Below are 20,446 nucleotides of genomic sequence, written 5' to 3' on the forward strand. Positions count from 1 at the left end.
AGCCATGGACGAGCGAGATCCGATCGATGAACTTGAGGTGGAGGTCGATAAGGCCCTCATCGAGAAACGCCGCATTATTGGGCTCGATCGGCGGGCGGCGGCGGCATTCTTGCTTTTGGCGCCTATGGTCGTGCTCATAAGCCGCAGCCTATGGATGGCCCTCATCGGCATCCCGATGTACCTAGGCATCCGGTACGTGATGCGCAAGGACCCGGACAAGATTGACGTGTACCAGGCATACAAGGCGCAACACGACCACTACGTTCCCCGCGCCACACGCGCCCAGAAGCGCAACAAGCGCCCGTTCGGCTTTGGCAGAGATTTCCCATGCTACTGACTGAGAAAAATGGCTACACGCTCGACGCCGGCACACTAGGCGAGCTCGAATCAGCGCGCGTGAGAGGCTTGGCATCCACGGCAGAACTCCTCCCCTGGATGTTCCGCTACAACGAACAGATCGTCGTCAACAAGGATTCCGCGTTGATGGCTTGCTTCGAGTACACGGGACCCGACACCGACAGTCAATCGGCGGCGCAGTTGCTGAGCCTCATGCACCAGGCTGAGCATGCATTCCAGGTCGCGAGCAGAAATCCGCTGACTTTCTGGTTTATCACGCACCGCCGACGGAGCGACCCGTATGCGCCCGCGGTCATGCCTGACCCCTACTCTCAGATCGTCGAAGACGAGCGCAGTAATGCGTTCAAGACCAAGTCGAACTACACGAATCGGCATTATCTCGCCATCGCCCTGAGCGCTTCTGCGGGTCTAGACCGCATCGCCGGCCGCTTCTTTCACGCGATGGCGCACGAGAAGGTAGGTCCCCTTCGTGCTGCGATCCACGCGCTGCGTGGAATTTGGTCTGACCAGGCAGACTTCGCATACACCTCCGTTGAGCTGGCGGCAGCCGTCAAAGACTTTGAGGAGCAACTGACTCGGATGCGGGCGAGCCTGCCTGCCCTTACGCTCACGCGACTCGTCGGGGATGAGCTCGGCGCATTCCTTGCATCCTGCGCCGCGCCTGCCGCGCCCCGTCGGAGTGCAGTAGCCATGGTGGACTTCCTCGATGAGTCGATGTCCCACGGCGAAGTTATCCCCGCAGAGGACTACATCCTTTTCAAAGCTGAAGGCCGGAAGCGAATCGGTGTTGTCACCTCGATACCCGCCGCGCACCAGTTTTATCCTTCCCGCATCCGCCCGCATGCACTGGATGACCTCCTCAAGGTTCCTGGTGAGCTGACGATCAGCCACGTTTATCGGATCCAAGACGCCAACGCCAGCGCGAAAATGATTGACCAGATGGGTTCGTACCATAGAACGAACGCGCTGGATCTGCGAGCGCTTGCTGCCGTTGCCGCAAACTCAGGCGATCCGAACTATGCACCGCGCGAAGACAGAGGACGAGTTGAAGCAGCGGACGAAGCGGAGGACCTGAAAAAGGGCGTTAGCCGCGGGAAGGCCTCCTATGGCCAATACACGCTGAGCATCACATCGCTATCCGCACCGTTCCAAAGCGACCTGGTTGAAGATTGGGACAGCGCTATGGACCAGGTCAGAACAACGGCCGGAAAGGTCGGTGACGCCCTGATCGGCGCAAAGTTCTTGCCTCTGGTCGAAACACTGGGCGCAATTTCTAGTTGGACGGCCACAATCCCCGGCGCATGGCGCGACATCGCACGATGGGCACCGCTACGCGCCGCTGTCGTCGCTCGCGCTGTACCTCTTCGCACCGTCTCGCAAGGCTCAAAGGAAAATCGCCATCTTTCGAACACGATGAAGCGGCCGTCTCCGGCCCTGGCTGGCCTGCCGACCGATTACGGCACGCCATACTTCTGGACCGGCTTCTATCACGATATCGGGCACACACTGGTGTCGGGGGAAACTGGCTTAGGGAAGACCACGATCGTCAACCTGGGCTGGACCCTCTTTCGGAAGTACCTCGGCTCCGACGTTTTCATCTTCGACCGAACCTTCTCAAGTCGTATCCCAATAATGATGCAAGGCGGCGTCTATTGCGATCCTGAAGACGCTAGCACCAATCGGCTGACGGTGAACCCCCTCTCACTTATTGGCGAAGTCCGGCACCTGAAGTTTGTCAAGGACTGGATCTGCACGCTCGCCGAGCGTCGCGGGTACCTCGCAACAAGCAACGACAGGGAAGAACTAGAAAAGGCGCTTCTGGCAACCCGCCAACTCCAGCGTAAGGACTGGAGGCTGCACGCAGTCTACGTGCAGCTCCCTGTCGGTTCCTTCCAGCATGCTCTGGCAGAGTGGGTCGGCGATGCCTTGAATGCGCGTTGGTTCGACAACGGCTTGGACATCTTCGATGAAATCGCGGCTGGACGAGCTGCCGCTGTTCTCGGCATCGAGATGGGAAAGCTCCTGGCGCAGCCGGACGTCCTCATCCCATATCTCATCTATTGCTTCTATCGCATTCAAGATCGGATTGAAAGTCGCCGCAACTCTGGACTGATTGCCCCGACGTTCATCGGCCTGCCGGAGGTATGGGGTTTTCTGGAGGAGCCGATCTTTGCAAGGAAGCTGGCCGAGTGGATCGATACCCTCCGCAAGCTATTGGGCTGCGTCTGGATGGACGCCCAGTCGCCGGAGCGGTACATCAACTCGCCGATATATGCGTCGATTCGGGACAACGTCCCGAACCGCATCATCCTGCCGTACCCGGCCGCCAAAACTTCGCCATCTCTGCGCAAGGCGTTTACGGAGCTCGGCCTAAATCCGCAACAAATCGACCAACTTGCCGAGGGCATTCCAAAGCAAGACTACTTTCTTACGCAGAAGGATGGCTTCATGCGGAAGGTTGCCTTGAAGTTGGATACACGCACACTGGCGGTCCTGCGGAGCGAACTGGACGCCCAAGCGCTGTTTGACCACTATCGCGCGTCCGACCGCGAGGACTGGCGCGACGCATACTTCCGAGAGGTGGTCCGTGCATCAAATCCGTAAATCGACAGCCCGCGCGCTTCTGGCGCTGCTCCTTATTGTCGAAGCGCCTGCATTCTCGGCACCATTCCAGCTCCCCGACACTTCCGACTATGAACCAGGTGGATCGGAGTGGGGATGCGGAGTGCTGCTATGTCTTGCCGGCATAAAGCCCCCTAGCCAATGCAGTGGCTACCTCAACCGGCTCTGGCGCGTCCTGAATGCAGTTCCGCCCGGACCGTTCCCTACGTGCGCAATGGCGGGCGCAAACAACTACGCAAAGAAGTCGCGCGAGCCATACGACCTTTGCCCGGCCGGCCACGAGCCAGCGCGGCGAGGTCAAGTGGTCGCTCAAGGGACGCCGACAGGCGAAACAAAGCGATTCAGGCCGAAATTCCGGCTTCAGGGGACCTATGCCACTTCGGAGCCCGACAGCAATGAGAGTGGCTCGCCCGGTCAACGCGCATGCGTCAGCGGATACGTCGGCCACTACGAGGTCTGCGATAACTGCGGCCCGGGCGGAGACGCCGGTGGCGGTACGCCCACTACCGTGCACGTGTTCAGCAGCGTGGTGTGGCTGCCCTATAAGGGCCCGCGTGCCATCGACGTCATCATCGACGGCGCGCTCTACAACCGTGTTCACTACTGAGGTACGACTATGCACTCGCCCAAACGCAGGACCGTCATTCGCGCCCTTACGGCGATCGCCATGAGTTGCTTCGCCATTGCCCCCAAAGCGTCCGGCATTCCGACCTTCGACGGCGCCAACTTCGCGCAACAGCTTTTGAGCGTGATGAACCAAACCCAGCAGCTCACGCAGCAGACCACGATGGTTCAACAAAACCTGGCGAACTTACAACGGCTTGGCGGAAATGTGCTCAGCCTGGCTGACCAGGCGTATAGCGGTCAGGGAGTCTCCATGCGCGACCTCGTTTCCAGTGTTTCCGATCTCTACCAAGCGGGCAAGCAGTTACAAGGGATGTACGACGCTGCGAGCGCCGAGATGAAGTCTCTCAACATGACCCCTGAGCGTTGGGGTACGGCCTTCGTCCACTTGGCTCAGACCAAGGGCGGGGTGTACCGCAAACAGCTCGACCAGGACTTCGCGACCATGGAGGCCTTCGCGTCGCGTGCTGCAAATCTACGCCAGTTGTCCCGCCAGATTCCCGGCATTGAGGGCAACGTCCAAGGCCTGCAGCTCCTCAATCAGCAGTCCAGCGTCTTGGCCGGCGAACTCCTGGAGATGCGCAGTCTCATGCAGCGCCAGGTCGTGCTTGATCTCCAGGACCGCGCCACGAAAGAGGACCTCAACAAGCTTTCTGTTGAAGGCGCGCAACAGCGGTACGACGCGGTCACCAAAGAAGCCGCGAACAAGCGCTCCGCCATCGGAAAGATGAAAAGCCTCGAATTTGGCCTCTAGACATGACAGGTAAGCCTCTCCGTCGAGTACTACTCGCCCTTTGCCGCAGCCGTCGCGAGCTCCGAATCGTATGCAAGGAGCGGCGCAGGTACAGGGTGGAGCTTGCTGCGCGTGGCCGACTTGAGCACAAGCCGCTACGCGCGGCAGCGAAGTCTCTGCGGCTGTCGTTGGCGATCGCCATCGTGCAGGTCGACAGCGCGTCCCCCAACGCGCTAGCCGGCTTTGTCGCAGTGATTTTCACATCCGCCGCCCTCTTCGCGCTTGATGCAGGTGCTCGCGCGCTCGGCTGGCATCTCGGAGGCTGACATGGACGTCGCAGCCCTATTCAATCAGGCGTTCTCGGCCGTCAACACGGCCGGCTTTGCCCTGGCCGACATTTTTAAAGAGGAGGGGCTGATCCTCCTATCCGTTGGAGCCTCGGGTACGGCTCTCTGGCTTCTGCTCCGTGATTATTTCCTCGCCAGCGACACCGTCAAGTTCCTCGTCAGCCTCTTCAATCTGATCCTGAGGATGGGTGTGGTTTTGGTGATCGTGCAGAGCATGAATGGCGTTCCGCGAGATATGTTCGTTACCGCGACCAAGGAAGCGTCGACCAAGATTACTCAGGGCTCGGCAAATCCGGTCGAGATTCTCAAGTTGACGATGGACACCATCTCGCTCATCGCCGATGGCAAGCGCAAGGAATCGGAAAAGTCCCTCTACTGCAAGATGCATGGAGGGTGGTCACTGAATCCTCTGGACTGGATCATCGACTCACGCCCCGCCGAATGCGTCAACAAAGATCAGATTGGGTTCTTCGAGATTCTCAAGAACTTGCCCCTCATCCTTGTGATCTTTTTATGCCAAATCTTGGCAATCATCGCGATGGTGCTGATGTCGATCGCGTTCATTGTCGTCTTGCAGATGTCCTATGTCATGCTGCAGCTCGGTCTCGCCCTCGGGCCGCTGCTAGTCGGCCTATCGATCATCCCCGCTGTTTCCTTCTTGTTCGACGGCTGGTTGCGATTCATGATCGCTGCCTCGCTGCAGCAGCTTGTCGCGTGGTTTGTCGCTGTGCTCATAACGAAGGGTGTTGTCCCGACACTGGTCAGCTTTTACGACAAGATCGACAGCCGGAAGGAGGCGGATCTCTACTTCGCGTCCAATGAAATTGCGATGATCGCGATCGCCCTTTTAGGATTCATCGCTGCATACATGATGTGGCAAGTACCAGGCCTTGCACAGGCGCTCGTTGCGGGGGGCAGCGCAAACGCGCAAAGTTTCGGACGAGGGATGGTGGGCCGCGGCATGGCCGCAAAAATCTTGCGCAGCGGAGGCAAGCGATGACCTCCTCAACCCTCGCGCACTTCCCGCGCCCACTCCTCTTCCCATTCTTTGTCGAAGCGGTCAGCGTAGCTCTCGCCGACACCGTCGTCGCGACCCGCCGCAGCGAAGCCCTTCAGAAAAGCGCGCGCCAAGATCGCAAGCGCGGCGAATCCCAACAGTCCGCTCATCTCTTATCTCCGGCAGATGCATTTGCAGGGCAATCCATCCCGGCCAAACAAAGCGGTGTCATCTGCTTAATGGCCTCCCGCTTCGCCACGCTCGACTGTTCAATCGACGTTGCTGCGGTGGATCCCCGCGACTTCTGCAACGCATACACAGCCACGCCGATCGCAATCGCGGCGACGGCAACGAGCAAGCCGAACTTTGCTTTGGACATGGTGGACACCCCATACGATTTTTGTTCGATGGGCCCGAGTCTATCAAACGCCAACTCGGACCACTCTGGTATGGAGGGCCTCCGCAAGGGCGCCCTGCCCGCTGGTGTGGCCAACGATTGCCACGGGCAAAGGTCGAGCCTACGGCTTGAGTTTATCCCTTCCTACGGACTTTCTTCAAGCGGTAACTGCATCCGCGCCGTCGACGCGTGCGCGTCCACGCATCCTCTCCAACGCTGAGCCTAACCATGCCCCTCAACTTCAAGGGCCGCTTCATGCGCCGTCGCCGTCCAGATCTCCGCCCAACAGACACTTCCCAGCCGCCCGTCCAAACCGCGGAGGACCCGTCGTTCGACGCGCACATCCTCCCATTGACCCAACGCGCGCATCGTCTCTACTACGCGGTGTTCCAGCGTCCATTGCAACAAGCCGACCGCTCCGCGCTAGTCGCCTTCGCGTTCTTCCTCGTCGCCCTGGTCGAGGGCATTGCCCTATATCAGTTGGTGCCACTCAAGCAGCAGACCCCCTATTTCGTCGAGTGGGACGCCCGCTCGGGCGCGGTCTGGATTTCCGACCGTGTTGCCGAGCGATTCACGCCGGAAACCGCCAATAAGACGTTCTTTCTGCGCCAATGGGCCACCTGGCTACTTACCATCAAACCGAACCCGTCGGACTCAATCGACGTTGACATCCCGAAAGCAACTCGCTGGACCATTGGCACAGCGACAGATCAGCTCACCGACTACTTCGCCAAGGTCGATCCGATCGGCGTCCGCATAGCGGATCAGCCTGGACTCACGCGTGAAGTCACCGAGAACTCCACCACCTACAGCGTGGACGGTAAACAGGCCTACATGCTTCTCACCCTGCAAGAGCGCGTCAATGGCAAGGAATTCGGAGAGCCGAAAACCAAGCTTCTGACAATCCGATTCCTCCTTTCTACCGATAAGCAAGCGATCGATGAGCAGCGTTCCAACCCGCTTGGCGTCAAGATCGAGTGGTGGACCCTCACGGACTACTTCGGCCCCACGAGCGTTCGAATTCAGGGAGCACAGTAATGCGTCAGGCCATTTCCCTACTTGCAGCGGTAATCGCCGTGCTCTGCGTGGGCGTCCCGGCGCACGCGCAGGAGAGCGACGTCCGAGCAGAGGTCGCGCAGGCGCAGAAGCGTGCCGGAACGGGCCCGAACGCTGCAGTTCCGATGCCGTTGGATGCGCGGTTGGTCACTTTCAACTTCGATCGCGACTATGACTACCCCGTCTTAATGCGGCCTTTCACGATGGTTCATCTGGAATTCGCCGCCGGCGAGATCCTCAAGGGCTATTACGCGTCGGATACCAGCGCCAGCCGTTGGACGTTCAAGCCGGCCCGAACGAAGCGCGATCTTTTTGTCATGTCGAAGGGCGACAACCTGCTCAACACCGCGACGATCATTACGAACCTCCGCACCTATCAAGTCACCTTCGTCTCAGCATCCAAAGGCTCGTATTACAAGCGCGTCAACTGGGCTGCGGACCCCGATCAGGATTCCGCAGTAGCCGGCCTGGACACCTTCGGAGGCAATGGTCCGATGCCCGCCAGCCCGAACGGTCCAATGGGCAGCGCAGAATGGGACGCTCCGGCCCCAGCCGTCCGCTCTGGCTCATCGTCGCGTGCCCACCAGGGTGGGCGCCCGGCCGACATCGTCGACATTTCGAAGGCGAACTTTGATTACCGGGTGGAAGGTAGCGCGCCGTTCAAGCCCGCCATGGTTTTCGATGATGGGAAGTTCACCTGGATACAGCTCCCAGCCGACGTACAGGAGATTCCCGCCATCTTCGCGCTGGGAGCGGACGGAACGGCAGAGCTAGTCAACTTTACGGTTCGCCGCAATTACTTTGTGGTCCAGCGACTTTTCCCCGATGGGGCACTGCTGAAGCTTCGAAAAGATGAGGTCCGCATCTTTAACCGGCGCGGCAAAGCGTGCGGGCTCTTCGGCTGCGGCGTGTCTGGTGTCAAGAATCTCAACAGCGCGACATACCCATGAGTGCCGCTCCCTCCCCTTCCAGCAGTCCTTCGCCCCAACGCCGTACTGCGGTGTCGCGAGGACTGATCAAGATCGTCCTAATCACGTTCATCGCCGTCGTTCTCGGCTTCGTTCTCGTGCGACGGCTCGCTGGAATAGCGCCGGAATCCGCCGCCGACGCCCGCGCTAGGAAGGAAGAGCAGGAGCGCGCCGCCAAGGAAGCAGGAAATCCATTCGCAGTGCAGCGGCTGATTGCCGACCAGCTACGCGACCGTCTCAGTCGGAACGAAGAGGCCGCGCCCAAGCCGTCTAATGCGCCGCAGATCGCTGATCAAGCTCCGACTACGGAGCCAACTCGCACCGAGGCCGATGCCAGGCGGATAGAGGACCACCGCAACACAGTGACAATCGCGCAACAGGAGGATCTCTCCGCAGTGGAGATCGGTTTCTGGGAATCGCAGGACGCCGACGAACCTCAAACCACGATCGGGCGATCATCGCATCGCGACCCAGCCGGCGCGGAAGCAGCACTTCGTGACGTGTCTACCGTCGCTACAGCAGCCGGCATCGACACCTCCGGCTTTTCCGCCGGGGGTATACCTGGTGCGCAGCCGGCCGGTGGCCCCGCCAACACGGTTGGCCAGGTCGTTGGACCGCAGGCCAGTGCCGGCCGACAGGCCGGCACTCCTGGCAACATAAAGCCGCCGTTGTTCGCCTCCGCAGCGCCATCCCCATACTACATCCGCGAAGGTTGGATCATCCCTGCTGTGATCCAGCAGTCCCTGAATACAGATGCCCCGGGCACGTTCCGCGCCATGGTGACGTCGGACGTCTACGACAGCCTACGTGGCGAGCACCTCCTCATAGAGAGAGGCACCGCGCTCACTGGCGAGGTGAGCACGGACATCGCTGAAGGCCAAAGCCGCATCCTCATGTCTGTCAACCGGATGGACTTCCCGAGCGGCGGCCGGGTGGCTCTAGGCGGCTGGGACATTTCCGATCGGACGGGCGCCGCAGGCATTGCTGCACAGGTTGACGACCACTTCTGGCAGCGCTTTGGAAGCGCCTTCGGCGTAGCTGCAGTGGCGGCGCTGGCAGGCCATTACGACAAGAGCCAGAACGTCACCATAAACGTGGGAAGTGGCGGCTCGAACAGCGGCAACGCCACTTCGACGCTGACAGGCACCGCGGGTCAAGCACTAAGCGACACCGTCCGTCAGATTCTCCAACGGAATCAGTCGATCAAGAGGACCCTCACGCTCGAACCTGCGGACAAGATAAACATCGTCGTCGCGCGAGATCTCGTGCTTGACCCCAACATAGTCAGGAGCTACTGAATGCAGAATCGCCTCACCCATCTAATAGTCATTGCATGGGCTGCGCTGATGCCGCCCATCGCCACCGCCGCCCAGCCCGAGTTCTCGGCCCCCGTGCCGGCCGTGTATGAATTCAACTGGAAGCAGGCCGGCGACAGCGGTATCTCTCCTGTGCAGATTTTTGACAACGGCAAGAGGGTGTATCTGCAGTTCGCACCCGGAACCGAGATCCCGGCCATTTTCGCCGACGCACCTGGCGGGCGAATTCTGCTCGCTTGGGAGGCGCAGTCTCCATACATTGTCGTGCCTCATATGGAAGCCCGCCTCGCTTTCAGACTCGGTAAGCGAGAAGCGGTAGCGTGGCGCGCTGGGATTCCGCCTGAAGGCAGCTACACGGGACTGGCCACGCCGGCTCGACAGACGGGCAGCGCCGCGGTCCCTGCCACGAGAGAGCAGTTGGCATTTCGTCGCACTGCCGCTGACGCCGCTGCCGGGCCTGACCCGTCGTACAAGCCAATCGTTGCACCCGCCCCTGCGTTGCAGGCGACCGCACAGCCCCTCGTCGCCTCGATGCCAGACGGCTCCAGTCTGGCCGCGTTCATGGGAGTCGCCTTAGGCGGACCCATCGCGGAGCCAAAAACGGGAGACAGCCGCTCCGGAGCTGACGTCATTGCGCCAGGTGGCGCCACTCTCGCACCCGTCACGACCGTCGATGTCACCGCGGCCACAAGCACCGCTCCGCCCGTTCCGCCGCCACCCCCCGTCCAGGAGTGGCACGCCGAGACGGGTAAGACCGTTCAACAGACGCTCGACGGCTGGGCCCAAGCGGCAGGGTGGCAGCCCGTCAAGTGGCACCCCGATTTCGACTACATCATCGAAGTCCCGGTCACGCTCCGAGGCGAATTTTGGGATGCGGCCAATGACCTGCTAGCTGCGTATGACGTCGCCAAAAGGAAATTCAATGGCCTCGCCTATCGGGACAACAAAGTACTGGAAGTGATGGAGAGGAAATGATGAGAAAAGCAATTGTGATCGCGATCGCATTCGCGACGACCCTGTCTGGCTGCGCTCTGCAGCGCATTAAGGATACCGAGGCGCGCGTGGACGATGCCTACGGCGAGCACGCCGCCAGCGCAGCCAGCATGCGAAAGACCCGAGATCGCGCAGTGGAGGTAATCGATCGCCCGTGGGTATCGAAGACGCCAATTACGCGGCCGTCTGCGGCCGCATATCCCGCACCCCTTCAATGCCCAATCACATTTGTCCCTGCCGCTCCGATCAGCGTATTTGAGTTTGGACAAACGGTGACGGCGTTGTGCGGAGTGCCCGTCAGGATCACCCCTGATGCCATCACAGCGCTGAGCGGTGGTGCACGCACCGCCGCCAGGACGCCTGATATGACCCCACCGACGGGATCCGGGGGGCCGATCCCCCCAGGCGGGGTCGGCGCCCTCAGCGCAGGCTCATCGCTGCCCTCGATGTCCGCACGAGACACAACGATCTCCGGCATTCGTTGGGACGGCAAGCCCCTACCGGGGCTGCTCGATGCCGTGACCTCACGACTGGGCTTGAGCTGGACTTTCCGTGATGGCGCCGTCCAGATCCACTACCTGGACACCCGAGTCTTTCGCATATACGCAATCCAGTCCAAGACCAACATGCAGTCTGTCGTGCAATCTGGCACCCAGCTTGCATCATCCGGCACTAGCGGTCAGGGTGCCGCCGGCGCCACGTCTTCCTCAGGCTCAGGCGGGAGCACCGTGTCAGGCGGCTCCACACAGACGACGATGGTTTCGATTGAATCGAACTTGGCGGAGGATGTGGACCGGATGATCAAAAGCATGCTCACTCCAGGTCTGGGCCAATCGAGCTTGTCCGTCAGCACTGGGACCGTGGCGGTCACGGACACGCCGGACGTGCTCAGCCGCATCGCGGCCTATCTCAAAACAGAGAACCGAAACATCACGCGACAGGCCCTTTTCAACATCACCGTGGCAGTCGTGCAGCGGACAGAGACAGATGACCAAGGCCTCGACTTGACTGCTGTGTACAAGTCGCTGAACGGCAACTACGGAATCACTGTCGCCAATGCCTTCACCGCAGCCTCTAGCGCGGGCTCGGCCTCAATCGGAATCTTGGACACCGCAACCGGCACAGCCGGCCAGTTCGCTGGCTCAAAAGCCATTCTCCGCGCGCTGTCGAGCCAAGGTCGCGTATCGATCGTGACACAGCCCTCGGTCACGACCCTCAACTATCAGCCTGTCCCAGTCCAGGTAGCAAAGCAGACCAGCTATCTTGCTGCAGTATCCAACACCGCCACGGCTCAAGTTGGCTCAACCTCGGCGCTCACACCGGGGACCGTCACGACCGGCTTCTCCATGGATCTTCTCCCGTTCATGATCGACAGCGACCAGATGCTGCTGCAGTTCACGATGAACCTCTCAACAGATCCTCGCCTGCGCACGGTCACGAGCGGCGACAACTCCATTGAAGTCCCGGAGGTGGACAGCCGAATCTTCTCCCAACGTGTACGCCTCCGATCAGGTCAGACGCTGATTCTCTCCGGCTTCGAGCAGAACGTCGACCGCGGGAACAGGAGCGGGATGTTCAGCCCATCAAACTGGCTCACGGGCGGTGGGGGCTCCACGAACAATCGACGCGAGGTGGTCGTGATTCTAATCACCCCTATCGTCTTGGATGATGACTCCGAGATTCACGAGTCTGGCGGCAGCGCTGGCGACTACAGAGCAACAGCGAGCTGAGCCTATGGGTCCGAAACAACCAGAACCCGGCCGGGTGATAGTGATCTCGGCCGGCGGAAAGTCCCTCGTTTCCGGTCTGTACTGGCAGACACTTTCGCAACCCCAAAAGGTCATGAAAGAGGCGCGCGAGATCGGCAAGCGAGACGGTATGGACATCGTCGCTATTCGCCGACTGCCCACAATCATCCAGGCCGGCTTTGTGCGCAAGCAAGCGGGAGTTCAGAAAGGCATGTTCAGCCTCGCCTCGATCGTGGCGGACCTGCTGCTGCGTAAAGAGGGGCAGTCCACGCTCGACCCCCTTATTGCGGCCTTCGCGGTCGGAGATGGGCGATTCGCCATTGTCGCGTTCAAGGATGGCGGCGTGGTGCCTGACTCGGACGTTGTTTTCGACACTCTGGCTCAGGCACAGGACGCAGTGCGCGCTCTTTACGCGCTGCTCTCTTCCAAGGGGAAGGAAGTCACCGTCTACGCCCCATCCGAGCTCGACTTTGGCGGTGATGCATCTGTCACGCTGGAGGTACTCGCCCGAGCTGCCACGCGCGATCACAAGCTAAAGCCGCTTCGCTTCGGGCTGAGTCGCCGCGAATGGCTTCTCCTGGCCCTTTCGGTGGCGGCGATCATCGCGCTCACCATCGTCTATATGGTCTGGCGCCAGCACGAACGCGAGCGCGAAGAACGCCTTGAACGGCTCCGCCAGGCCGAGCTGGAGCGCGTTCGGAAAGATAGTGGCCAGGACGTTCGGCCTGCCGCTTTGGTACATCCATGGACGACTACGCCCTCCGTGCCCGCGATGATTTCGCACTGCATAGCAGCCGCGAGATCGACACCACTGGATGTCGCTGCATGGGAACTCCGCGCGCAAAACTGCACGCCGAGTTCATACGAGGCGGCATATGCGCGGCGGCCCGGCGCCACGGTCATGGAGTTCAGAGCAGCAGCGGCAGCGGTGTTTCCCCCGGGATACGCCGTGTCGATCCAGGCGGACGCCGACCAAGCGACAGTGCGCGTCATGTCCAAAGCGCCTGCGGGAGGCGACGACGAGATGCTGGAGATCGGACACAGGGTGGATAGCCTTGTCTCCCACCTCCAGAAGCAGCTTATTCCGATCAAGGTCGCGCCAAAGGCTCCGCCTACTCACAGCACCCCCAACGAGCAGGTAGGCGAGCCCGCCCCGGACTGGAGCACTGCGACCTTCGAAATCGTCAGTGATTGGCCTGCCGCCTCCGTCTTCGCCGGTTTTGACACGCGCGGCGTGCGGCTGCTGGAGCAGTCTACGTCCCTCAAGGAGAGAAAGCTCTCCTACACGCTTAAAGGAGAGATCTATGGAAAGTAAGAACGTATTTGGCCTAGCGGCGTTCGTCGCTCTGATGCTCGGACCTGTCTCCCACGCGGTCGGGCAAGTCGCGCGCTCGCCCGACTCTGGCCCCGCAACCGCGAGCACCCTCGCAGACCTCGCCGAAATCCAGCTACGCAGGCTCACTTATGAAGCGCTGACCGGAATGAATGAAGCAAAACTGGCCTACGAAAAGACGTCTCGCGTCGAAGATCGCAGTGCGACCGGCGTTCCTACGGTTCGGTCTGTACAAGGGATTGGAGGGAAGCTATCCGCCATTTTGGTGTACGCGGGCGGCGCGCAGGCCACAGCTCGCGCAGGCGAGGACATCCCCGGAGGCTATCGCGTGAAATCAATTTCCGTAGACAGGGTGGTCCTTACGCGGAACGGTCAAGACCTACGCCTGGGCTTCTCGGCGGAAGCCCCCCAAAGCGTTACCGAGGGCTCTGTTCGCCTGACGTCTCCCTTCCCCGGGGCCGCGGTTCCATTCCAGCCTGGAAGGTAAACATAAATGGACACCACCATCCATGCCCCCAACTCGCCCGAAGGCCAGAACGAGACACTCGCCCCGCCCATGGCGCCTGCACGCCGAGTTCAGAATCTCAGCGCTGTCGGCGGGGACTGGCAGGCGCCTGAGTACGTAATCGACCGCGTCGTGCTGGCCGACGACGGCGTCCTGTACGTGGACGAAGAGCACAGCGACGATATGCGTGTGATGTCATACATATCGCGCCTTCGCCTCAACCGAGTAAGTTTCGAACTGCGGACGGTCAGTCACACCGAGATCAAACGCCTACAGCAGTCCGCGAAGGACGGCGCTGCGCTCTCCATGGCCGAAGGCCTCGGAAACACCAAGACCGCCCAGCAAGAACAGATCAATCGAATGATCTCCGAGGCAGCGAGCCTGGGCGCGAGCGACATTCACTTTCTTCCCGACGTCGATAAGACGTATGTGAAATACCGAATCAACGGCATTCCGGAGAGTCGATTCACCCTGGACCGCGCCGTGGCGGAGGACCTAATCTCCACGCTCTACACGTCGATGTGCGAGAAGCCCGACAACTACGAGCCGTCCCGAAAGCAGAACGCTCGACTCATGGAGCGCTACGCCCGCCAGTCGGGATTGTTTGTTTGCCGGATTGCGACTGGCCCAGCGGCACGCGGTCGAAAGCTCGTCATCCGTCTCTATCCCGATACCGGAGACTCGCCGAAGTCCATGGCGGAGCTCGGCTACCTGCCCGAACAATGTGCCCAAATTCGATCATTCGGCCGCAAGACGTCCGGAATCGTATTGGTGACAGGGACCACTGGCTCGGGCAAGTCCACCACACTGAACCACTACCTGAAGCAAGCGTTGCTGCAAGCAGAAGGGGAGCTCATCGTCGCGACGGCCGAAGACCCCGTCGAGCAGCCCATTCGGGTGGTCACCGTCCGCAATGGCGCCGAGGCCGTCTACGTGGCAGTTCAGGAACCGATTATCCCGGCAGGCACCAGCGAAGAAGACGTTGAAGCAGCGTGGGTCGATGCCATCGATCACATGCTGAGGTCAGATCCGGACTCGATTCTGATCGGCGAGATTCGTGGGAAGGCCTCGGTGAGAGCTGCTATCCGCGCAGCGCTAACCGGCCACCCTACCCTTGCAACGCTGCACGTCAAGGATGCTATGAGCGCTTTTGACAGGCTCGAAGATTCCGGCGTGCCACGCAATTTGCTCACCGATCCAACCCTGTTCATCGGCATCATCAACCAGGCCCTAGTTCCGGTCCTATGTCGGCATTGCAGCAAGCCGTTCGCCAAAGCGGAGGGCGAACTTGAGCCGGGGCTTCGCGACCGGGTTAGGCGAGTCTGCGACGTATCGGGTGTTCGGATTCGAGGCGAGGGCTGCTCGCATTGCCGCCGCGGCCTGGTCGGACGTACCGTCTGCGCCGAAGTGGTGTCCCCGACCCCCTCACTGATGTCGGTCTACCGTAAGAACGGGACGTTCGCTGCGCAGAAATATTGGGTGCAGGAGATGGGTGGCGTAACCCAGTGCGGGCATCTGATCCGATTGATCGAAGCAGGCCGCGTGGATCCGGATCTCGGCGAGCTTATGGTTCGGCCGCTAGACAGCGACGACTGGCTCGCTGAAGGCATAGGGCCGCGCAAGGCCAGGCGCACGCGCCGCGCCCAGCGGACACTCTTCAACCGCCGGAGCTCTCGTCATGGCAAAGCTTAGCTCGCGTCGCCGCATAGTGATCTACCGAACCCTCTACGCCATGGCGCGATCGAAGGTTCCGGTCTTCGACGCCCTTGTCGACATTCAGAAGGCGCATAGCCGCAATGGTCGCCGCCCGAAGGCGACTATCGCGGTCTTCGCACACGAGGTGCTAGTGCGCCTTTCCAGCGGGATGAGCGGCGATCGGTTTTCCGAGGCACTCGAAGGTTGGCTTCCGGGCACCGAGATCTCTATGCTCGCTTCAGCCCAGAAAGCGGGGGACATCGCCACCGGGTGCGAAGACGCCATAAAGCACATCAAGCGCCAGGCACGTGTCCGCGCCGCAATTATTAGCGCTGTCGCGTACCCGGCAGTGATTCTAACTATGGCCGCCGTGCTACTGGCTTTTGTCTCCTTCAAGGTGGTCCCAGTTTTCGCCAGAGGCTCGGATCCAACAACTTGGACGGGGTACACCGCCTTTGTCTACTGGATGAGCGAAACCATCCGGCATTTCGGCATTTTCATCCTGGCCGGCCTTGTCGCGGTTGGCTTTGCGATCCGTTGGTCGCTGCCCAACTGGACCGGATCAATGAGGCTGGCGTTCGAACGCATTCCCCCATGGTCCACGTACAAGACCATGCAGGGCGCGGTTTTTTTTTCCAATCTCGCAATCCTGCTTAATGCCGGTGCGGATTTGCTGCAAACCATGGTGCATATCCATAAGCACGCGAGCCCCTGGCTGCAACAGCGCCTGCAAGACACTATGTATGGCCTCAGTATGGGCAAAAACCTTGGCGTCGCGCTAGACCTGGCAGGTCACAAGTTCCCGGACGAAGAATCGATCGCGTACATCACCACAATCGCCTCGCGCGAGGGATTCGCCTATGCGCTGTCTGAGTTTGCTGCCAACTCGGCAGAGAACGCCGCGCTGCGGCTTGAGGCGTCGGGCAAGGTCATCTTCTTCCTGGGCTTGATTGGCGTAACCGCACTCGCCGCCGTGATTTTCTTCGGACTATTCGGACTTCAGACCGCCGCGATGGGCGATCGAGTTTTCTAACTGCGCGCCGAAGGCGCGTTGCACAACTACTCCCGTTTATTGGAGCATCACATGACCCTTAACATCGACCCTTCCTGCACCGCTGCACCAGCCGATCGCGAGTCGCTATCCGACGGCGCTTCGCAGAAGGTCACTGGCTATGCGCTTCCTCACGCCGGCACGCCGGTAGCTCGCCAAGCAGGAGCCTCCGTCGCCGATTTCCTGGCGTGGATGCTGCTTGCCGTTATCGTGGCCAGCGCCATCTTTGGAGGCTACTACGTCCTCAATAAGGACACCGAGAACAACACGGAAGCTCAGAACATCGCCCAGCTCGTCAAGGGGGCCAAGCTCCTCCGGGACATGAATGGGTACGCCAATGTCACAACTGCGGCGCTACAAGCCGCCGGCGCGATTCCGAGCAACATGGTCGGCGCGACGACGGGCACGCTGTATCACAGTTGGGATGGCGAGGTGACTGTCGTTGGATCGGCCACCCAGTTCGTGATTACCTACCGGGCTGTCCCCAGCAGCAATTGCATCCCTCTGCGCGCCAACCTCTCCCGGACGGCTCAGTTCGTCAGCATGACCAATTGCCCAACCACCGGCAATGTTGACCTTGTAATGACTGCACGCTGATGGACAACACACCCGTTACCTTGGAGGAGGCAACCAGCCTCCTCGACCTGAGATTCGTCGATATGATCATCGGGCCCGACTACGCCGAGCTTCGTGAACTGGAGGGAAGTCAATCGCTCTCAGACAAGGTCCCGGGCCACCTGCAGGCGGACGTCAATCTGCTGCGTCAGCAATGCAGGCAGGCACTGCGGACACTGACGAAGTCGGAGTTCACCGCCACCCTAGGCGAGGAGAAGTTCAGGGTGACGCAGCTCTTCGACGTGGACTCGCAGGACATATTCATCCTGGCCCGCGCGGATGTGAAGACACGACCGCTGAGATCGCTCGGTATGGCGGACCGGCTATTCAACCATTTGATACAGCCGAAGCTGAGTGGCCTAGTCGTCGTGTCGGGAGGAATGCGCCACGGAAAGACGTCCACCGCTGATGCGATCTTCATCGACCGGCTTGAACGGCATGGTGGGCTTGGCATCGCGTTGGCTGATCCGCCTGAAACATCGTTGAATGGCATGCACGGGAGGGGCCGCGCGATTCAAATCGAGGTGGCACGCGAGCATGGCGGTTACCAAGAGCAGCTTATGCGAGGGCTGCGTTCTCGCGCGAACATCTTCTATCTTGGGGAGACCCGCGACCCGTCCTCCGCAATCGAGGTCGTCCGTGTAAGCGGCAACGGATGGCCCGTCCTCACCACACTGCACGCAGACAGTCCGGAGCTCACTTTCACCAAACTGCAATCGCTATGCGCTGGCTCGGGCGCATCGGTTGAGTCGTTCAACGCCATGCTGGCTGACAACATCAGCGCGGTGATTCACCAACAGCTTGAAACAGTCAAAACAGGCACTGGGATTGCCAAGCGCCTGCAAATCAACTGGCTGGTGTTGGATGGCAAAGAGGACACTGCCATCCGGGCCAAGATCCGCAAAGGCGACTTCGCCGGACTGAACACAGAAATTGCAGCGCAGAAAGCCGCTGCCATCTTCGGGAACAGATTATGAACCGACGCTACCAATTGACCGCTTCAAGGCGAAAGCAGGCGGGCTTCACAATGGTCGAGGGCATGCTGGTGCTCCTTCTCTTCGCGATAGGCCTGGGAGCATGGCTCTGGAACCAGACCGACTACATGGCCACGCTCACAAGCCGCCAAGCGGCATTTCATCAAAAACAGGTGGGCAACGCCGCTGCGGCATACGTCAAAAACAACTATGCATCTCTTCTGGCTGCTACCGCCGGCGGTCCTGTCACGATCTCACTGGACACGATCCGCAACGCTGGGAACCTGCCCGCCGCCCTGCCCGCGCTCAATCCTTACGGCCAGGCCTATACGCTCGCAGTACGCCGCGTAACGCAGGGTGGCCAGAACATTCTCGAAGCACTCCTGGTGACAGGTGGCGGCGACATTCCGGAACAAGACCTGCGTCGTACCGCTGCATTGCTGGAGGGAGGCGGGTTCGTTCTCGCGCGCCAGCCCGCCATAGCTCAAGGCTCAATGGGAAGCTGGCAGGTGCCGGTTTCCGGCTTCGGACTGGCATTGCCCGGCGGCAACTTGGCCACCGCGCTGTTCTTCAACAGCGCCGGCCAGGTTACGGACTATCTCTATCGAAATTCGGTCGCTGGGAGGCCAGAGGTCAACCGGATGAACACGAGTATCGACATGAATGGCAATGACCTCAATAACACACGCACCGTTCGCACTCAGACCGTGGAGGCCTCCGGCAATATCAATACTAAGAGCGCACTGGTAATACAGAACGCTGACGGATCTACCCGTAGCGGCTGGTATACAGCAGGCAACGATGGCTGGCTTCGCGTTCTAAATGACAATCATGTGGTCACTGCAGGCGAAGTCCGCGGCGGGGCACTACGTTCGATGGGCCAAACCTATTCTCACGGACGCCTCAACGCCTACGAATACGTGTACGTCGGCGGGGTCGCCAACGAAGGCTGGGCATGCGAAGCAAACGGCCTGGTGGCCAGGACGGGAATCGGTGAACCCCTATCCTGCCAGGCCGGAGTGTGGCGAAAGTCTGGCGGAGGACAATTTCGCTGCGAGTACTACTTCGCGGGACGTGCCGATAATTACCTCCCTACGGACAACTCTTGGTGCCCGGCCGGCATGATCGTAACCAGCGTAACCAGCGCAGGCAGGAACCAGAATTTCTACAACGTCATGGGAAAGAGCCTGTACGCGGGCAACGTCGGGCACGGCTACACGTGCTGCGGGATCTCTTGACCACCTCCGGCGGCGACCCCGTCCCAAAGGACGCACAGCTATGAGCATACTGATGATTCCGCTGCTGGCGCTGTTCATCCTAATTGCATCTCTGGCCTCCACGTCGGAGCAGACTACGTTGGATATGCAGCAGCAGCACGAGGCGGTCGTGTCCGGAGGCAGTCTGCGCATCTACGCGAATTCAGTAGCCAGGTTTGCAAAATCTAACCCAACGTTTTCTGGATCAGCCCCGTCCACGGCGCTCGACCTTCCGACCTGGTTCAGCCCACAGTTCGGCACGGGCAATGTCGTTGTGGGTGGCACCGCCTACATCTACTTTCTTCCAGGCGGACGCGCGGTAGATCTATACCGGATGTTCCCGGACGACGAGGATGGCCTGCCGATTCTCTTTGGCGTCGCCAGGAGCGGTATTCTGAGCTCGCCTTCTGGCGGGGCGGCAGTCCTTTCGTTGCCGCCCGGTGTGCCCGACGGGGCGATTGTGTACGTCCTTTAACCGCAAGGCCAACAAAAACCCCCGTCCGGCGGTGCCGGGCGGGGGTTGGAGCGCTTCATGCGCTAAGGTTGCGAGCGTTACGGGCCGCTGCTGGCCTGGGATAGCGGATAGGGTTGGCGCCCGAGTAAGCTTGACTATAGGCTTGCCACAGACGACGAAGTCGCCTCTGGCAAGCCTACTCGGGCCAAGTGTGCCCTGCCCTGGACAGAGCCGGGATCGGAAGAGAGAGCCGCGGCCGGTTCAGGGCCGCGACGGGTAGCTCAATTTCGATCGAGGAACGCCAATTCACCGAATCGACTGAGGGTGGAGGACACTGCTTTTTTCATCTGGCCTGTTCAGCAGCCTAACCAGATATTCGGGATGCGCCTTTTTGAGTGCGGCGCG

19 protein-coding genes are annotated in these 20,446 nt (G+C 60.5%); 17 read left to right on the plus strand and 2 right to left on the minus strand.

The genetic code is table 11. The features are described 5' to 3' along the window. The first annotated feature begins 4 nt into the window (after nucleotides 1-4). The 4 genes from AOZ53_RS17790 (at nucleotide 5) to AOZ53_RS17805 (ending at nucleotide 5,683) form a co-directional block, all read left to right on the plus strand. Nucleotides 5-337: a VirB3 family type IV secretion system protein gene (locus AOZ53_RS17790; RefSeq protein WP_006222322.1), complete on the plus strand. Its 333-nt coding sequence runs from the start codon at nucleotides 5-7 to the stop codon at nucleotides 335-337. Continuing rightward, nucleotides 328-2,961: a VirB4 family type IV secretion system protein gene (locus AOZ53_RS17795; RefSeq protein WP_006222323.1), complete on the plus strand. Its 2,634-nt coding sequence runs from the start codon at nucleotides 328-330 to the stop codon at nucleotides 2,959-2,961. The genes AOZ53_RS17790 and AOZ53_RS17795 overlap by 10 nt, the downstream gene beginning before the upstream one ends. Before the next feature lie 685 nt (nucleotides 2,962-3,646). Then, nucleotides 3,647-4,357: a TrbJ/VirB5 family protein gene (locus AOZ53_RS17800; RefSeq protein WP_231690635.1), complete on the plus strand. Its 711-nt coding sequence runs from the start codon at nucleotides 3,647-3,649 to the stop codon at nucleotides 4,355-4,357. Between the two features lie 306 nt (nucleotides 4,358-4,663). Then, nucleotides 4,664-5,683, plus strand: coding sequence for a type IV secretion system protein (locus tag AOZ53_RS17805; protein WP_058207508.1), 1,020 nt, complete (start codon nucleotides 4,664-4,666; stop codon nucleotides 5,681-5,683). Between the two features lie 5 nt (nucleotides 5,684-5,688). Here the strand turns inward: AOZ53_RS17805 and AOZ53_RS34215 are convergent, their stop codons facing one another. Beyond that, nucleotides 5,689-5,850 carry a hypothetical protein gene (locus AOZ53_RS34215; RefSeq protein WP_155523078.1) on the minus strand — a complete coding sequence of 54 codons (162 nt, stop codon included), beginning with the start codon at nucleotides 5,848-5,850 and terminating at the stop codon, nucleotides 5,689-5,691. Next, nucleotides 5,847-6,059: a hypothetical protein gene (locus AOZ53_RS33480; RefSeq protein WP_052017976.1), complete on the minus strand. Its 213-nt coding sequence runs from the start codon at nucleotides 6,057-6,059 to the stop codon at nucleotides 5,847-5,849. The genes AOZ53_RS34215 and AOZ53_RS33480 overlap by 4 nt, the downstream gene beginning before the upstream one ends. A gap of 246 nt (nucleotides 6,060-6,305) precedes the next feature. On the opposite strand from AOZ53_RS33480, the gene AOZ53_RS17810 reads away from it, so the two are divergent. The 13 genes from AOZ53_RS17810 to pilM are packed head-to-tail and all read left to right on the plus strand — an operon-like array spanning nucleotide 6,306 to nucleotide 20,062. Next, nucleotides 6,306-7,115 carry a VirB8/TrbF family protein gene (locus AOZ53_RS17810; RefSeq protein WP_054488777.1) on the plus strand — a complete coding sequence of 270 codons (810 nt, stop codon included), beginning with the start codon at nucleotides 6,306-6,308 and terminating at the stop codon, nucleotides 7,113-7,115. Next, nucleotides 7,115-8,083 carry a TrbG/VirB9 family P-type conjugative transfer protein gene (locus tag AOZ53_RS17815; protein ID WP_006225797.1) on the plus strand — a complete coding sequence of 323 codons (969 nt, stop codon included), beginning with the start codon at nucleotides 7,115-7,117 and terminating at the stop codon, nucleotides 8,081-8,083. The genes AOZ53_RS17810 and AOZ53_RS17815 overlap by 1 nt, the downstream gene beginning before the upstream one ends. Then, nucleotides 8,080-9,399 carry a TraB/TrbI/VirB10 family type IV secretion system protein gene (locus AOZ53_RS17820; RefSeq protein ID WP_081247809.1) on the plus strand — a complete coding sequence of 440 codons (1,320 nt, stop codon included), beginning with the start codon at nucleotides 8,080-8,082 and terminating at the stop codon, nucleotides 9,397-9,399. Before AOZ53_RS17815 ends, AOZ53_RS17820 begins: the two co-directional genes overlap by 4 nt. Further along, complete coding sequence (locus AOZ53_RS17825; protein ID WP_006225795.1) at nucleotides 9,400-10,392, plus strand: TcpQ domain-containing protein; 993 nt, start codon at nucleotides 9,400-9,402, stop codon at nucleotides 10,390-10,392. Beyond that, nucleotides 10,389-12,140 carry a PilN family type IVB pilus formation outer membrane protein gene (locus AOZ53_RS17830; protein ID WP_052017902.1) on the plus strand — a complete coding sequence of 584 codons (1,752 nt, stop codon included), beginning with the start codon at nucleotides 10,389-10,391 and terminating at the stop codon, nucleotides 12,138-12,140. Before AOZ53_RS17825 ends, AOZ53_RS17830 begins: the two co-directional genes overlap by 4 nt. 4 nt (nucleotides 12,141-12,144) lie before the next feature. After that, nucleotides 12,145-13,473: a type 4b pilus protein PilO2 gene (gene pilO2 / locus AOZ53_RS17835; protein ID WP_006225793.1), complete on the plus strand. Its 1,329-nt coding sequence runs from the start codon at nucleotides 12,145-12,147 to the stop codon at nucleotides 13,471-13,473. Between the two features lie 34 nt (nucleotides 13,474-13,507). Continuing rightward, nucleotides 13,508-13,978: a type IV pilus biogenesis protein PilP gene (gene pilP / locus AOZ53_RS33485; RefSeq protein ID WP_338328941.1), complete on the plus strand. Its 471-nt coding sequence runs from the start codon at nucleotides 13,508-13,510 to the stop codon at nucleotides 13,976-13,978. Between the two features lie 6 nt (nucleotides 13,979-13,984). Further along, entirely contained in the window at nucleotides 13,985-15,688 is a 1,704-nt protein-coding gene (locus AOZ53_RS17840; RefSeq protein ID WP_054485455.1) for a GspE/PulE family protein, read from the plus strand. Next, complete coding sequence (locus AOZ53_RS17845; protein WP_006225790.1) at nucleotides 15,675-16,724, plus strand: type II secretion system F family protein; 1,050 nt, start codon at nucleotides 15,675-15,677, stop codon at nucleotides 16,722-16,724. Before AOZ53_RS17840 ends, AOZ53_RS17845 begins: the two co-directional genes overlap by 14 nt. Before the next feature lie 51 nt (nucleotides 16,725-16,775). After that, complete coding sequence (locus tag AOZ53_RS17850) at nucleotides 16,776-17,339, plus strand: type 4 pilus major pilin (protein WP_006225789.1); 564 nt, start codon at nucleotides 16,776-16,778, stop codon at nucleotides 17,337-17,339. Beyond that, nucleotides 17,339-18,334 (plus strand): ATPase, T2SS/T4P/T4SS family, encoded by a 996-nt coding sequence (locus AOZ53_RS17855; protein ID WP_006225788.1) that lies wholly within the window; start codon nucleotides 17,339-17,341, stop codon nucleotides 18,332-18,334. The genes AOZ53_RS17850 and AOZ53_RS17855 overlap by 1 nt, the downstream gene beginning before the upstream one ends. Next, a complete protein-coding gene (pilV, locus tag AOZ53_RS33490) occupies nucleotides 18,331-19,569 on the plus strand; it encodes a shufflon system plasmid conjugative transfer pilus tip adhesin PilV (RefSeq protein ID WP_006226463.1) in 1,239 nt (412 codons plus the stop codon). Before AOZ53_RS17855 ends, pilV begins: the two co-directional genes overlap by 4 nt. Before the next feature lie 40 nt (nucleotides 19,570-19,609). Continuing rightward, a complete protein-coding gene (gene pilM / locus AOZ53_RS17865; protein WP_006226464.1) occupies nucleotides 19,610-20,062 on the plus strand; it encodes a type IV pilus biogenesis protein PilM in 453 nt (150 codons plus the stop codon). Nucleotides 20,063-20,446 lie beyond the last annotated feature (384 nt).

The sequence above is a fragment of the Achromobacter sp. 2789STDY5608621 genome (assembly GCF_001299375.1).
GTDB classification, from domain to species: domain Bacteria; phylum Pseudomonadota; class Gammaproteobacteria; order Burkholderiales; family Burkholderiaceae_B; genus Achromobacter; species Achromobacter insuavis.

Bases quoted from the DNA above. Each gene is read 5' to 3' on its own strand.
- AOZ53_RS17790 (WP_006222322.1), top strand. From the start codon at position 5: ATGGACGAGCGAGATCCGATCGATGAACTTGAGGTGGAGGTCGATAAG.
- AOZ53_RS17795 (WP_006222323.1), top strand. From the start codon at position 328: ATGCTACTGACTGAGAAAAATGGCTACACGCTCGACGCCGGCACACTA.
- AOZ53_RS17800 (WP_231690635.1), top strand. From the start codon at position 3,647: ATGAGTTGCTTCGCCATTGCCCCCAAAGCGTCCGGCATTCCGACCTTC.
- AOZ53_RS17805 (WP_058207508.1), top strand. From the start codon at position 4,664: ATGGACGTCGCAGCCCTATTCAATCAGGCGTTCTCGGCCGTCAACACG.
- AOZ53_RS34215 (WP_155523078.1), bottom strand. From the start codon at position 5,850: ATGAGCGGACTGTTGGGATTCGCCGCGCTTGCGATCTTGGCGCGCGCT.
- AOZ53_RS33480 (WP_052017976.1), bottom strand. From the start codon at position 6,059: ATGTCCAAAGCAAAGTTCGGCTTGCTCGTTGCCGTCGCCGCGATTGCG.
- AOZ53_RS17810 (WP_054488777.1), top strand. From the start codon at position 6,306: ATGCCCCTCAACTTCAAGGGCCGCTTCATGCGCCGTCGCCGTCCAGAT.
- AOZ53_RS17815 (WP_006225797.1), top strand. From the start codon at position 7,115: ATGCGTCAGGCCATTTCCCTACTTGCAGCGGTAATCGCCGTGCTCTGC.
- AOZ53_RS17820 (WP_081247809.1), top strand. From the start codon at position 8,080: ATGAGTGCCGCTCCCTCCCCTTCCAGCAGTCCTTCGCCCCAACGCCGT.
- AOZ53_RS17825 (WP_006225795.1), top strand. From the start codon at position 9,400: ATGCAGAATCGCCTCACCCATCTAATAGTCATTGCATGGGCTGCGCTG.
- AOZ53_RS17830 (WP_052017902.1), top strand. From the start codon at position 10,389: ATGATGAGAAAAGCAATTGTGATCGCGATCGCATTCGCGACGACCCTG.
- pilO2 (WP_006225793.1), top strand. From the start codon at position 12,145: ATGGGTCCGAAACAACCAGAACCCGGCCGGGTGATAGTGATCTCGGCC.
- pilP (WP_338328941.1), top strand. From the start codon at position 13,508: ATGCTCGGACCTGTCTCCCACGCGGTCGGGCAAGTCGCGCGCTCGCCC.
- AOZ53_RS17840 (WP_054485455.1), top strand. From the start codon at position 13,985: ATGGACACCACCATCCATGCCCCCAACTCGCCCGAAGGCCAGAACGAG.
- AOZ53_RS17845 (WP_006225790.1), top strand. From the start codon at position 15,675: ATGGCAAAGCTTAGCTCGCGTCGCCGCATAGTGATCTACCGAACCCTC.
- AOZ53_RS17850 (WP_006225789.1), top strand. From the start codon at position 16,776: ATGACCCTTAACATCGACCCTTCCTGCACCGCTGCACCAGCCGATCGC.
- AOZ53_RS17855 (WP_006225788.1), top strand. From the start codon at position 17,339: ATGGACAACACACCCGTTACCTTGGAGGAGGCAACCAGCCTCCTCGAC.
- pilV (WP_006226463.1), top strand. From the start codon at position 18,331: ATGAACCGACGCTACCAATTGACCGCTTCAAGGCGAAAGCAGGCGGGC.
- pilM (WP_006226464.1), top strand. From the start codon at position 19,610: ATGAGCATACTGATGATTCCGCTGCTGGCGCTGTTCATCCTAATTGCA.